This is a genomic window from Clostridium cibarium (genome assembly GCF_014836335.1).
Classification (GTDB): domain Bacteria; phylum Bacillota; class Clostridia; order Clostridiales; family Clostridiaceae; genus Clostridium; species Clostridium cibarium.
Genome location: NZ_JACSRA010000013.1, coordinates 22,140 through 35,805 on the forward strand (window position 1 = coordinate 22,140; position 13,666 = coordinate 35,805).

11 protein-coding genes are annotated in these 13,666 nt (G+C 31.8%); 3 read left to right on the forward strand and 8 right to left on the reverse strand.

The genetic code is table 11. The annotated features are described in order from the left end of the window. Positions 1-6: 6 nt before the first annotated feature. Positions 7-801 (forward strand): AraC family transcriptional regulator, encoded by a 795-nt coding sequence (locus tag H9661_RS09640; RefSeq protein WP_185966770.1) that lies wholly within the window; start codon positions 7-9, stop codon positions 799-801. A gap of 85 nt (positions 802-886) precedes the next feature. Here the strand turns inward: H9661_RS09640 and H9661_RS09645 are convergent, their stop codons facing one another. The 6 genes from H9661_RS09645 to H9661_RS09670 are packed head-to-tail and all read right to left on the reverse strand — an operon-like array spanning position 887 to position 8,485. Then, positions 887-1,915 carry an aldose epimerase family protein gene (locus tag H9661_RS09645; protein WP_191768497.1) on the reverse strand — a complete coding sequence of 343 codons (1,029 nt, stop codon included), beginning with the start codon at positions 1,913-1,915 and terminating at the stop codon, positions 887-889. A 16-nt stretch (positions 1,916-1,931) separates the two neighbouring features. After that, on the reverse strand, positions 1,932-3,920 hold the full coding sequence (gene tkt, locus H9661_RS09650; RefSeq protein WP_191768499.1) for a transketolase: 1,989 nt from the start codon (positions 3,918-3,920) through the stop codon (positions 1,932-1,934). Between the two features lie 18 nt (positions 3,921-3,938). Then, positions 3,939-4,586 carry a fructose-6-phosphate aldolase gene (gene fsa, locus H9661_RS09655; RefSeq protein WP_191768501.1) on the reverse strand — a complete coding sequence of 216 codons (648 nt, stop codon included), beginning with the start codon at positions 4,584-4,586 and terminating at the stop codon, positions 3,939-3,941. Between the two features lie 24 nt (positions 4,587-4,610). Then, complete coding sequence (gene araA / locus H9661_RS09660) at positions 4,611-6,077, reverse strand: L-arabinose isomerase (protein WP_191768503.1); 1,467 nt, start codon at positions 6,075-6,077, stop codon at positions 4,611-4,613. Continuing rightward, positions 6,070-6,795, reverse strand: coding sequence for an L-ribulose-5-phosphate 4-epimerase (araD, locus tag H9661_RS09665; protein ID WP_143316219.1), 726 nt, complete (start codon positions 6,793-6,795; stop codon positions 6,070-6,072). The genes araA and araD overlap by 8 nt, the downstream gene beginning before the upstream one ends. A gap of 4 nt (positions 6,796-6,799) precedes the next feature. Beyond that, positions 6,800-8,485: a ribulokinase gene (locus tag H9661_RS09670; protein ID WP_191768506.1), complete on the reverse strand. Its 1,686-nt coding sequence runs from the start codon at positions 8,483-8,485 to the stop codon at positions 6,800-6,802. Positions 8,486-8,660: 175 nt separating this feature from the next. Here H9661_RS09670 and H9661_RS09675 point away from each other — a divergent pair, with 175 nt between their 5' ends. Both H9661_RS09675 and H9661_RS09680 read left to right on the forward strand, forming a co-directional pair. Then, positions 8,661-9,752: a GntR family transcriptional regulator gene (locus H9661_RS09675; RefSeq protein ID WP_191768508.1), complete on the forward strand. Its 1,092-nt coding sequence runs from the start codon at positions 8,661-8,663 to the stop codon at positions 9,750-9,752. 182 nt (positions 9,753-9,934) lie between these two features. Beyond that, on the forward strand, positions 9,935-11,341 hold the full coding sequence (locus H9661_RS09680; protein ID WP_143316216.1) for a sugar porter family MFS transporter: 1,407 nt from the start codon (positions 9,935-9,937) through the stop codon (positions 11,339-11,341). Between the two features lie 181 nt (positions 11,342-11,522). Here the strand turns inward: H9661_RS09680 and H9661_RS09685 are convergent, their stop codons facing one another. Then, the gene (locus H9661_RS09685) at positions 11,523-12,992 is read right to left on the reverse strand and encodes an amino acid permease (protein ID WP_191768510.1); all 1,470 of its coding nucleotides are present in this window, start codon (positions 12,990-12,992) and stop codon (positions 11,523-11,525) included. A gap of 130 nt (positions 12,993-13,122) precedes the next feature. Next, positions 13,123-13,467 (reverse strand): phenylpyruvate tautomerase MIF-related protein, encoded by a 345-nt coding sequence (locus H9661_RS09690; protein ID WP_143316214.1) that lies wholly within the window; start codon positions 13,465-13,467, stop codon positions 13,123-13,125. Between the last annotated feature and the right edge of the window lie 199 nt (positions 13,468-13,666).

Consider the following 13,666-nt stretch of genomic DNA (forward strand, 5'->3'; position numbering starts at 1 on the left):
TTTTATATGAATTATGCTGATATTAATCCTCAAATTGAATATTTTATTAATAGACATTCCACACCTAGTTGGATTATTGAAGATGCTATAACAGATTTTATTGATTTAACATATATTTCTAAAGGGAAAGTTTTCTACACTATTAATGATGTAACATATGAATTAAATGAAGGCGATCTTATATGTATTCCCAAAGGTAGCCGTAGAAGTGCATTTACTGATTCTGAAAACTTAATGTCAAGCTATGCTCTAAATTTCCACCTCTATAATCTAAAAGGTGATACTGTAACCTTACCATTTCCACTAGTATCACATATTGGTAAGCCAGAAGAATTGCTTTCCTTATATAATAATTTGACATTTGAATGGTTAAAGAAAAATCAAGGTTATGAATTGAAAACTCGTGCTTTGCTTCTTATGATACTTCATTATTATTTTAAACATTTATATTATAAAGATAATATCATTGATGTAGACAAACGTATTCAAAAGGCTGTTAACTATATTTTAAGAAATCTGCAAAATCAAATAGAAGTAAAAGAATTAGCATCTACTACTGGTTTAACCACTGCCTATTTTGGCACTCTTTTCAAGAGATACATGGGATTATCTGTTAAAGAATATATTAATCGAATGAAAATTAATAACGCTGAAAATATTTTGTTGAGTGGTGAATTCTCTGTTCAAGAGGCTGCATATAAATGCGGTTTTGAAGACGTTTACTACTTTAGCAAACTATTTAAAAAAACAAAAGGATTCCCACCATCTAAAATTCTATTAGAGAAAAATAAGAGCTATTAATATTTATAACTATCTATATTTTATGGAATCGTCAATTATAAATGCACCAATCTCACAATGATTGGTGCATTTATTCATACTACACTTAAGCTAAACTAAAATGATATTTTATATTATAATGTTTCTTTTCATCTGCATTTAGCACAATGTGTCCAAAACCTTTATGATTAATTGCATCTGGTAAAGTTTGAGGTTCTAAAGCTACTGCCATATGCTTAGCTATACTCTTCCCATTCATTTTAAAATTATCATAACAAGCATTTAAAGTATAAACTATTAATGCATTACGTTCTGATTCAATATCTAATCTTATACCTGTATCCTTACTAATTAAAGTAGCAATATTTTTACTATTAACTTTAAATGGATGATCAATTCCATCTAATTTTAATTCCTTCTTAAAACTTTCTACTACCTTCATTAAATCTTTGGGTTCTCTAAAATCAAAAGGTGTTTCCTTAACCTCTTTAAGCTTTCCTGTAGGTATATTATCAGATCTAAGTTCTTCAACGTAATCTGAATTAATTTGTAAGGTATGATTTCTTAGTAAATTTTCAAAATTGCCACTTAAATTAAAATATGAATGCACAGTTGGATTAAATAATGTATCCTTATCTGAAGATGCATCAAAGTCAATATTCAAATCATTATTATCATTTAAAGAGTAAGTGATTTTAACTTCTATATTACCTGGAAATCCATCCTCTTCTTCTTTGATAATATTATAGAAAGTTACACTATTATTACTTTCGGAAATTCTACTTTCCCAATTAAACGAATTAAATCCATGAGTACCTCCATGAAGAAGATTTTCACCTTCATTAGATTCTACCTTGTACCTTTTTCCCTTAATCTCAAATTCACCTTTTTCTATACGTCCAGCAACACGTCCTATAGATGCAGCTGAAAATATTTTTGTATCTTTTAAATAATAATCTAAATTATTAAATCCTAGCAGTACATTTACTGGATTATTATTTTTATCTAAAGCATAAATTTCTGTTAAAGTAGCTCCATGAGAGATACATGAAAACTTCATGCCATTTTTATTATTTATAGTATACTTATATACAGGCTTTTCTTGAAATTGTCCACAAATTTCTTTCTTGATCACATTTCTCCCTCCCTTATTATAAATTTTCTAAAACACTTTTAGCTTTTTGTACTACATTTTCTATAGTAAAGCCAAACTCTTTAAATAAAACTTCTGCCTTTCCTGATGCTCCAAATGTCTCCATTCCTATTACTTCACCATCAATACCTACATATTTATGCCATCCAAATGGTGATGCAGCTTCCACAGCAACTCTTGCTCTAACCTTTTTAGGCAATACTGAACTCTTATATTCTTCGCTTTGATCATCAAATAATTCAAAAGAAGGCATGCTAACAACTCTAGCATCTATATTTTCTTTTTCTAACTCTTTTGCAGCATTTAAAATAAGTTCAACCTCGGAACCTGAAGCCATTAATATAACATCTGGATTTTCTTTATTTTTAGAATCCTTAAGTATATATCCACCCTTTAATGCATTTTTACCTGAACCATCATATAAAGGTAGTGTTTGTCTTGTAAGAACCAACGCAGTTGGACCTTTTTTACTATTTATTGCACTGTACCAAGCTGCAGCAGTTTCATTTGAATCCGCCGGTCTAAATGTAGTCATATTAGGAATTGATCTAAGTGCTGCTAACTGTTCAATAGGTTCATGAGTTGGTCCATCTTCTCCTACTCCAATACTATCATGGGTTAACACATAAGTAATTGGAAGTTTCATTAAAGCTGAAAGTCTCATTGCCCCCTTCATATAATCACTAAATACAAAGAAAGTTCCTACAAATACTTTAAGTCCTCCATGTAAATACATTCCATTAGCAATGGCTGCCATAGCATGTTCCCTTACTCCAAAATGCATATTTGAACCTTTTCTATTTTCAGCAGAAAAATCTCCTCTATCATTCATATATGTTTTATTTGATGGAGCTAAATCTGCAGAACCTCCCATAAGATTAGGAATTACTTTAGCAAGTCTATTGATTATAACCCCTGAAGATTGTCTTGTTGCCATTGGTTTATCAAACTTCCAAAACTCTTCCGCTTCAAGAAGATTAACTTCTCCTTCCCCATTAAACCAAAGCTCCCACTCTTTAGCTAATGAAGGATATTCTTTTTCATATTCTTTAAATAACTTATTCCATTTTTCTTCTTCTTTTTTAGCTCTTACTTTAAATTCTTCTCTAAAAGCTCTTACTTCATTTGGAACACTAAAAGGCTCATAATTCCAATTTAAATTTTCCTTTGTAAGTCTTAGATTTTCTTCCCCTAAAGCCTCACCATGAGCTGATGGTGTTCCTTGTTTATTAGGACAACCAAATCCTATAATATTTTTTACTATTAGTATAGAAGGCTTATTCTTTTCTTCTTTAGCCTTTTTAATAGCTGCATCTACTTCTTCTATATTATTACCATCATCTACATTTATGACTTGCCAACCATAAGCTTTATATCTTAAAGCTACATTTTCTCTAAAAGCAATATCTGTATTTCCTTCTATAGATATGTTGTTTGAATCATATAAAACTATTAATTTTCCTAGTCCAAGTGTCCCAGCTAAAGAGCTAGCTTCACCTGAAATTCCTTCCATTAGACATCCATCACCAGCTACAGCATAAGTATAATGATCTACAACCTTATATTTTTCTCTATTAAACTTTTCTGCTAAATAAGTTTCCGCTATAGCCATACCAACAGCATTACAAATTCCTTGTCCAAGTGGTCCTGTTGTTGTTTCTATCCCATGAGTATGTCCATATTCAGGATGTCCAGGAGTCTTGCTTCCAAATTGTCTAAAATTCTTTATATCATCTATACTTACATCATATCCAAAGACATTAAGTAGTGAATATAAAAGCATTGAACCATGTCCTGCAGAAAGTACAAATCTATCTCTGTTCTTCCACTCAACATTTTCTGGATTATGTTTTAAATATCTACTCCAAAGTGTATATGCCATGCTTGCACAGCCCAAAGGCAAGCCTGGATGCCCAGACTTCGCCTTTTCTATAGCTTCTGCAGAAAGTATTCTTATTGTATTTATAGCTAAATTATCTATATTCATGGTGTTTTATCTCCTTTGCTATCTATTAAATGCATCTTTCCAATCCTTCATAAATCTTTCTATCCCTGCATCAGTAAGAGGATGTTTAACTAATTGCTTTAAAACTTTATATGGAATTGTCCCTATATGTGCTCCAGCTTCTGCTGCATCAACTACATGCTTTGGACTTCTTATGCTTGCAGCTATTATTTCTGTCTTTATTCCATGAATATTAAATATATTGACAATTGAATTTATTAGCTCCATAGAATTAGATGATATATCATCTAATCTACCAAGAAAAGGACTTACAAAAGTAGCACCTGCTTTTGCTGCTAAAAGAGCTTGCCCTGCTGAAAATATAAGTGTTACATTTGTTTTTATTCCTTCTTTAGATAACACCTTAACAGCTTTTAATCCCTCTTCTGTTATTGGTATTTTTACTACCATATTCTTATGGATTTTAGCTATTTCTCTACCTTCCTTAATCATTCCTTCTGCATCTAATGCAATGACTTCACCACTTATAGGTCCATCCACTATAGATGTAATCTCTTGTATAACTTCTTTAAAATCCCTACCTTCTTTTGCTATAAGTGAAGGGTTTGTTGTTACTCCACAAATTATCCCCATGTCATTAGCTTCTTTTATTTCTTCAACATTAGCTGTATCTATAAATAGTTTCATTTCTTATCCTCCTAATTTCTTAACTTACTTTGTTGTTTTTTCTATAATATCTCTAAGTTTAGTTTCCTTATCTATAACTATAGTTTCAAGTCCTACCATACGGCTCCAGTCATATACTTGTTCTACTGTTAAATCTAATGAAACAACTGTATGATGTCCACCACCTGCATAAATCCAAGCTCTTACACCATCAAGGAAATTAGGTTCTGGTTTCCATACCATCTTTGCAACTGGCAAGTTAGGCATATCTTCATCTGGTTCTACAGCAGTTAATTCATTTATAATTAATCTATAATTACTTCCAAGATCTAGCATAGACACGGCTACACCTTTTCCTGTTGATCCATTAAATATTAAACGAGCTGGATCTTCTTTATCACCTATTCCAAGTGGTTTAACAACAACCTTTGGTCTATCTGATGCAAAAGTTGGGTCAACTTCTAACATATGTGCACCTAATACCTTTTCATTTCCACTTTGTAGTTCATATGTGTAATCTTCCATAAATCCAGTTCTAGTGTTATTAGTCATAACTTTTAACATTCTATCTAAAGCTGCAGTCTTCCAATCTCCTTCACCTGCAAATCCATAACCTTCTGCATTTAAACGTTGAACTGCTAGTCCAGGTAATTGCTTCATTCCATAAAGATCTTCAAAGTTTGTACAGAATGCATTGTAATTTCCTCTATCTAAGAAAGTTCTTAGTGCTATTTCCATCCTAATTTGTTCTTTAACTTGCTTTTCATAATATGCTGGATCATTTTCTCCTGGATCTAAAATATATAATTCTTCAAATTCTTTGTAAGTTTTATCAATTTCACTTTCTGATACCTTGTTTATTTCAGCTACCAAATCACCTACAGCAAAATAATCAACTGTCCATCCAAATTGAATTTGAGCTTCTATCTTGTCCCCCTCTGTAACAGCAACATTACGCATATTATCACCAAAACGAGCTACCTTTATATCTTGGCTAGCCATATACCCTACTGCCACCTTCATCCAATCAGATACTTCCCTTTGGATATTTTTATCTTTCCAGTATCCTACTATAACTTTATTATTTTTATTAAGTCTTGCATTAATAAATCCATATTCTCTATCTCCATGGGCACTTTGATGCAAGTTCATATAGTCCATATCTATTTTCTTCCAAGGAATATTTTCGTTAAATTGAGTTGCTAAATGTAGTAGTGGCTTTTGTAGAAGTTTAGTTCCAGCAATCCACATCTTAGCTGGTGAGAATGTATGCATCCATGTAATTACCCCTGCTACCTCATCTCTATAGTTAACCTCTTTCATTATCTTTTTTATTTCATCAGCTGATGTTGCTAAAGATTTAAATACTATTTCATAAGGTAAATTTCCACTTCTATTTAGTTCATCTACGATTTCTTGTGAATCTCTTCTAACTTCAGCTAAAGCTTCTTCTCCATATAGATGCTGACTTCCTACTACAAACCAAAATTCCATTTTACTATTTTTAAACATAATTTATCTCTCCCTTTTCACTTATATTTTGACCATAATATGCATTTTCTCCATGCTTACGGAAAAAGTGCTTATCTAATAATGATTTATTCATCCTAATATTTTCAGGATTTAACTGCAAAGAATGGTAAGTCATCTTTGCCACCTCTTCTAATACAACAGAATTGTGTACAGCATTTTTAGGATCTGTTCCCCAAGTAAATGGACCATGATCATTTACTAAAACTCCTGGCATGTAATCAGGATTTATATTTTTACTTCTAAAGGTTTCAGCAATAACATTACCTGTTTCTTTTTCATATTGACCTTTAATTTCTTCTACTGTCATTTGACGAGTTACAGGTATATCTCCATAGAAATAATCTCCTTGTGTAGTTCCCGATGCTGGAACTTCTAATCCTGCCTGTGCAAATGAAACTGCCCAAGGTGAATGTGTGTGCACAATTCCCTTTATATTTGGAAACGCCTTATATAAAACTAAATGTGTTGCTGTATCACTGGATGGATTCAAGTTTCCCTCTACAATCTTTCCATCTAAATCCACTACAACCATGTCACTAGCTTTCATTTCTGAGTACTCAACTCCACTAGGCTTAATTACAACTAAGCCTTTCTCTCTATCTATACCACTTACATTTCCCCATGTGAATGTCACTAATCCATACTTAGGTAATAACAAATTAGCTTCCAATACCTCTTTCTTTAACTTTTCTAACATAACCTTACCCTTCCTTTACAGCATTCTCCTTAATTTTCTTAAGGCGCTTCATTACATCGTTTTCTCCACGACCAAAGTAATCATGTAATTTTACATATTCTTTATAAATAGCTTCATATCTCTTCATATTTTCAGGGATAGGTTTTATAGATTGTTCCTTAAGTCTTGTCATCTTTTTAGATGCCTCTTCTATAGAATCAAATCCTCCAAGTTCCTTTCCTGCTGCAACTGCAGCAAACATAGCTGCACCTATTGCAGGTGCTTGAAGATGTTCAGCTATAAATATTTCTTTTCCTGTTATATCTGCATATATTTGATTTAACATTTGATTTTTATGAGGTAATCCTCCACAAACAATAAGCTTGTCGATTTTTATATCATTTTTTTCAAAATTATCTATAATTAATCTCTTACCAAAAGCTGTAGCTTCTATTAATGCTCTATAAATTTCTTCTGGCTTTGTTTCAAGATTCATACCAAAGATAAGTCCTGTAAGATCAGTATCTACTAAGATAGATCTATTTCCATTCCACCAATCTAAGGCTAATAGTCCACTTTCGCCAATATTTAATCTCTTAGCTTTCTCTTCTAGTAATTGATGAATATTCATATTTCTTTCATTTGCTTCATTAAAATATCTTTCTGGAACTTGATTTTTAACAAACCAAGCAAATATATCACCAACAGCATTTTGTCCTGACTCATAAGCATAATAACCTGGTACTGCTCCATCTTTTACTACACCACATATCCCTGGTACTGGAACCTCTTTATTTCCAAGTGTAATATCACAAGTTGATGTTCCCATAATATTAAGCATTGTTCCTGCTTCAATAACTCCAGTTGGAGCAACTGATACATGAGCATCTACATTTCCTATAGCTACTGGTATACCTGTGTTTAGCCCTGTAGCTTCTGCTACTTTCGATAAAAGATTTCCAGCCTTCTCTCCAACGGAATAGAAAGTTGTTCCTATCTTTTCTTCTATAACGTTTTCCATCAATGGATTTAAAGCTTTAAAAAATTCTTTGCTTGGAAATTCTGTTTCTGCATTCCAAATAGCTTTATAACCAGCAGTTGTCTTATTACGCATTTCTACTCCAGTTAACTGCCAGGTAATCCAATCTGTAGCTTCTATAAATCTATCCATTTCTTTATAAACTTCTGGTGCTTCTTCAGCTATCTGCATTAGTTTTGGAAATAACCATTCAGATGAAATCTTACCTCCATAATATTTAAGCCAAGCTTCATTCCTCTTTCTTGCAATGGCATTCAGCTCATCTGCTTGTCCTTGTGCAGCATGATGTTTCCATAGTTTTACCCATGCATGAGGATTATCGTGCCATCTATCAATATTCATTAAAGGAGTTCCATCTGCCTTAACAGGAAGAACGGTACAAGATGTGAAATCAACAGAGACACCAATAATGTCATCCTTTGATATTGTTTTACAAGCCTCTTGAACTGCTTTTTTAACAGTTGTAATAAAACAATTGTAATAATCATTTGGATTCTGAAGTGCCCAGTCGTTGCCAAGCTTAATATTAGTTCCTGGCAAATATTCATCTATAACTGCATCAGGATAATCCATAACATCTGATGATAAAACCTCACCATCTTCTAAGCTAACAACTACTGCTCTTGCAGACAAAGATCCAAAATCAACTCCAACAGTATATTTATTTGACATTTTTACCGACCACCTTTTCTTAAGTTAATCGCTTTCATAAGAAAAGCATAATATTCATACGTACAAATGTCAATATTTATTTTTAAATTTATACGTACTAATATTCTACATAATGTTGTTAAGTCAGTTCAATTTTGATATAATTTATGTAAAATATTTTATTTAGGAGAAGATCATGAAACACAAATATGAAGAGGTAGAAGAAAGTATTATAGACTGGGCCAAAACTGGCAGATACAAACCTCACGAAAAAATACCAACTGAATCAGAATTAATGGAAATATTCAAGGTAAGTAGGCATACTATAAGAAAAGCCATAGGTGATCTAGTTTCTTTACAATATGTTTATAGAATCCAAGGAAGTGGCATTTATTTATCTAATTGGACAGAAAATAGCACTAATATCATAGATACAAAAAATGTAGCCGTACTTACAACTCACATATCTAATTATATTTTTCCAGACATAATTAGAGGTATGGAAGATACTCTTTATTCTGAGTCCTATTCACTTTTATTATCTTCAACAAACAACAACGTTATGTTCGAAAACAGCAATTTAAAAAATTTGTTAGCTCACAAAATAGATGGACTTATTTTAGAACCAACAAAGAGTGCATATCAAAGTCAAAATATTGGGTATCTAAACAACATAATTGACAAAAATATCCCATTTGTAATGATAAATGCTTGTTACGCCGGACTAGATTCGCCAAGCCTTAGAGTAGATGACTTTAAAGGTGGAAAACTTGCAACAAATCATCTAATATCCTTAGGGCATACAAATTTGATGGGTATTTTTAAAGTTGATGATTCTCAAGGGATTAATAGAATGAACGGATTTATTTCAGAATGCCAAGAAAATAATATTGCACCTATACCAGGACAAATTTTAACTTATCTTTCTGAAGAAATAACCACATCCCTTCCACCAAAAATAGAATATGCATTAAAATCTGTAAAAAAGCCTACAGGAATCTTTTGCTATAATGATGAAATAGCATTTATGGTATTAACCATTGCTGAAAAACTTAATTTAAGAGTTCCCGAAGATCTTTCAATTGTGGGCTTTGATGATTCTCATCTTGCAGTAGTAATGAATCCTAATCTAACTTCCATAACTCACCCCAAAGAGCAAATGGGTAAAGATGCTGCTAACTTAATTATAAAATTAATTAATAACAATAATAAATTTGAACCTACTGATTCAATTCTTTATGATCCAGAACTTGTTGTTAGAAATTCAACCTGTGAAATAAAAAAATAATTTTTTAAGTCCTCTGCACTAAGACTGCAAGGGACTTTTCTTTTCTTCTTTATTCCAATTTGTACGTATAAAAAATTTTTTTGTATTGACAATTATACAGATAAATATTACCATTTAAGAGTAATCGCTTTCATAAAAAGTTAATATTGTTTAAATATACTAAATTTAAGGAGGAGTTTTCAATGGAAGGAAACAATTCACATAAGCATTCTTTATTATTTATAATCTTAATTTCTTGTGCTGCAGGTCTTGGCGGTTTACTATATGGTTACGACACTGCAGTAATATCCGGTGCAATAGGTTTTCTAAAACAACTATATAACCTATCCCCTGCTATGGAAGGTTTCGTAATTTCTAGTATTATGGTTGGTGGTGTCATCGGTGTTGGTTTTTCTGGTTTTTTAGGTGATGCTATCGGTAGAAGAAAGGTCTTAATGATTGCAGCTGCATTATTTGCTATTTCCGCTGTAATTTCTGCTGCTTCTACTACTGTATTCGTCTTAATATTTGCTCGTATAATAGGTGGACTAGGTATTGGAATGGCATCAGCATTATCAGTAACATACATCACTGAATGTGCTCCTCCATCAATACGTGGTAGGTTATCTTCTCTGTATCAGTTATTTACTATATTCGGTATTTCAATAACTTATTTTGTCAATCTTGCAATCGTAAACATGGGTGGAGATTCCTGGAGAATTTCTACAGGTTGGAGATATATGTTAGCATGTGGAACTCTTCCAGCTGTAATATTTTTATTAACTCTATTCTTTGTTCCTGAAAGTCCACGTTTCTTAGTTAAATCCGGTAATCTTGAAAAAGCATCTGCTGTTTTAACTAAAATTAATGGTCCTAAAATAGCAAAAGAAGAACTTGATTCTATTTCAAAATCTATTGACTCTGAAAAGGATTCATCATTAAAACAACTTTTTCAACCTGGACTTCGTAGTGCTCTATATATAGGTATTTTCTTAGCTATATTTAATCAAGCTATTGGTATGAACTCAATTACTTACTATGGTCCTGAAATATTTCAAATGATCGGGTTTAAGAGTAATTCAAGTTTCCTTGCTACAAGCATTATAGGTGTAGTTGAAATTTTCTCAACTGTTTTAGCCATGTTCTTAATAGATAAACTTGGTCGTAAAAAGTTAATGGAAATAGGTTCAGCTCTTATGGCAATTTTCATGCTATTAATCGGAACTTCTTTCTATATACATCTTTCTAATGGATATTTAATCTTATTATTTATTGTTTGCTTTGTTGTTTCTTTCTGTATTTCAATGGGACCTATTCCTTGGATTATGATTCCTGAAATATTCCCTAATCATTTAAGAGCACGTGCAACAGGTATAGCAACAATTTTCTTATGGGGTGCTAACTGGGCTATTGGTCAATTTACACCAATGCTTCTAAATGGTATTGGAGGAGCTTATACTTTCTGGATGTTCTGTGGAATAAATGTATTTTGTTTTATAATAGTTAAAACTAAAGTTCCAGAAACTAAGAATAAATCTTTAGAAGAAATAGAAAAATTCTGGCTTCCTAAATCCAAAAAACATGTTTCACCTTCTTTGGATGCAAAATAATTTAATATAAAGAATCCGTAACCCTTTAATAAAATTTTATATAAATTAGAAAGATGATTACTGAACATTCAGTAATCATCTTTCTAATTTATGCTATTAATCTAATTTTACCTTCACAAACCTTATGTCCATTAATCCTCATTATATTTTTTCAATAACATTATAAATATTAAAACTTCATTTACTCATTAGCTTTTTTAGTAAGATTTCTTTTATCATTATCTTTTTTTATAATCTCCTCTGCTAACTCTTTTGAAAATTCTACTGCTAATTTCCCCCTATACCTCTTAATATTTAAACTTCTAACAGCTAAATTTTGAGCTTTGGAGCTACTAAAAGATTTCATTCCAAGATAAATTAATGAATATAATGCTATCATTACAACTCCAGCTATAAGTCCTACTCCTTGACCTGAAATGAATGGCATACTTAAAATAACAACAATCATGCCTATTAGAGCAAATAAAGATGCATAGGGAAATCCAGACATCTTCCCCTTTCCATCATTAGAATATCTATTCATTTTGCGAAATCGTATATGAATAGCCAAAATTACTACATATGTAAAAAGAAATGCAAAGCCACTTGAACTTATTAAAAACAAATATACTCTTGGAAACAAAAGACCTAGCCATAATGCTATTAACATTGAAAGTCCAGAAAACAACATTCCTCGGAAAGGTACATCTCTTTTATCTTTTAACCACCTTGGCGCCTGACCTTCATCTGCAAGTGATCTCATCATCCTTCCAATTCCAAACATAGATGCCAGTGAAGCAGATAGTATTGCTGTAATAAGAACTAAATTCATAACTGCACTAGCCCATCCCATTCCCCATCTATTAAGAGCAACTACCATAGGGCTTATACTCTCACTTAGTTCAGCTGTTGGAACAATTGGAAGTAATACAATAACAGAAAGTATATATAACCCTACAAGTCCAAAAACAGTATTTCTAATTGCTTTTGGAACTGTTTCCCTAGGATTGGCTGTTTCTGATGCAGCTAATCCAATTATTTCAAAACCTGCATAGGCAAATATAACTATAAGCATGCTGCCTGCAATGCCCTTTAATCCTCCTGCCATAAAAGGCTCCCTAGCTAACTCTCCAACTCCAATTGCTGAAGTTCCTGGAATTATTCCTGTAATCAATAGCACTGATATAATAATAAAAAAAACTATTGCTAATAATTTCACTGAAGCAAGACTGCTTGCTAACTTACCTATCTTATCTGCTCCTAAAAGATTAAGCAGAGTAACAGCAATTATTATTATGCTTCCCATCAATGATACAGGTATTTTAGGAAGCCAATTAAGTATCAAAATTGATACAGCAGTAGCTTCACTAGACATAGAAAGAATCATTCCAGTCCAATACACCCAGCCTACAACAAATCCAGTTCCTGGTCCAAATACCTGTGTTGCAAAAGTACGGAAGGAGCCAGAATGAGGGTTTGCTACAGTTAGCTCAGATAAGGCATATAGTATATAATAAACTAATATACCTCCTAAAATATAAGATACTATAATAGAAGGTCCTGCCGCATTTATGGCTACAGAAGATCCAAGAAAAAATGAACCTCCTATAACAGTTCCTAGAGTCATCATTGTAAGATGACCTGCTGATAATCCTTGATGTTTTTTTTCCATAATACTCTCGCCTCCCAGACTAAACCAATCTAAAACTAATAGTATTATTCCTCAAATATTTAAATACATTCAGTTTCTTAATAAATAAATTAAGGATAGAATTTCTTCTATCCCTGAGTATATAAAATATTTAAAAATTTCTTCCGTTCCATCCCCAATCACTAACTTCCTCATACTTAACATATATTTCATTTTGAGGTATTTCTAATTCTTCTTCATAAATATTACAAATAGCTTCTGTTAATTTTTCATAAGCATCTTTACTTGTTTTTCCGAATATTTTAACTTCTACAAAAGCACCCTTTTCCAGCTTCTCTCCAGCAAAATATAATGAATATTCATCTTCGAAGCCAACCATTAAATAAGTCTCACTTTTTCCTGGAATTAATTCTATAGCCTTTCCTAACTTCGTTTTTATAATTCCTTCTTTTTCTTTTGAGATTTTAACACTAACTTTTGATCCTATAAATGGCATTATTCTATCCCCTTTCAAATTAAACTTATATATTAATATTACAATATAATTTTATTATGTACTATATTTCTTAGAAATAGTGCCTAATAGCCTCAGAAAAATATAATACCTAAAAAGGATATTTCAAAGCTTATAAAAAATCCAAATCATAAAATATATATTTTTATGTCAGCAAATCCAAGAAATTTTAGGTAATATA

Bases quoted from the DNA above. Each gene is read 5' to 3' on its own strand.
- H9661_RS09640 (WP_185966770.1), top strand. From the start codon at position 7: ATGAATTATGCTGATATTAATCCTCAAATTGAATATTTTATTAATAGA.
- tkt (WP_191768499.1), bottom strand. From the start codon at position 3,920: ATGAATATAGATAATTTAGCTATAAATACAATAAGAATACTTTCTGCA.
- fsa (WP_191768501.1), bottom strand. From the start codon at position 4,586: ATGAAACTATTTATAGATACAGCTAATGTTGAAGAAATAAAAGAAGCT.
- araA (WP_191768503.1), bottom strand. From the start codon at position 6,077: ATGTTTAAAAATAGTAAAATGGAATTTTGGTTTGTAGTAGGAAGTCAG.
- araD (WP_143316219.1), bottom strand. From the start codon at position 6,795: ATGTTAGAAAAGTTAAAGAAAGAGGTATTGGAAGCTAATTTGTTATTA.
- H9661_RS09670 (WP_191768506.1), bottom strand. From the start codon at position 8,485: ATGTCAAATAAATATACTGTTGGAGTTGATTTTGGATCTTTGTCTGCA.
- H9661_RS09675 (WP_191768508.1), top strand. From the start codon at position 8,661: ATGAAACACAAATATGAAGAGGTAGAAGAAAGTATTATAGACTGGGCC.
- H9661_RS09680 (WP_143316216.1), top strand. From the start codon at position 9,935: ATGGAAGGAAACAATTCACATAAGCATTCTTTATTATTTATAATCTTA.
- H9661_RS09685 (WP_191768510.1), bottom strand. From the start codon at position 12,992: ATGGAAAAAAAACATCAAGGATTATCAGCAGGTCATCTTACAATGATG.
- H9661_RS09690 (WP_143316214.1), bottom strand. From the start codon at position 13,467: ATGCCATTTATAGGATCAAAAGTTAGTGTTAAAATCTCAAAAGAAAAA.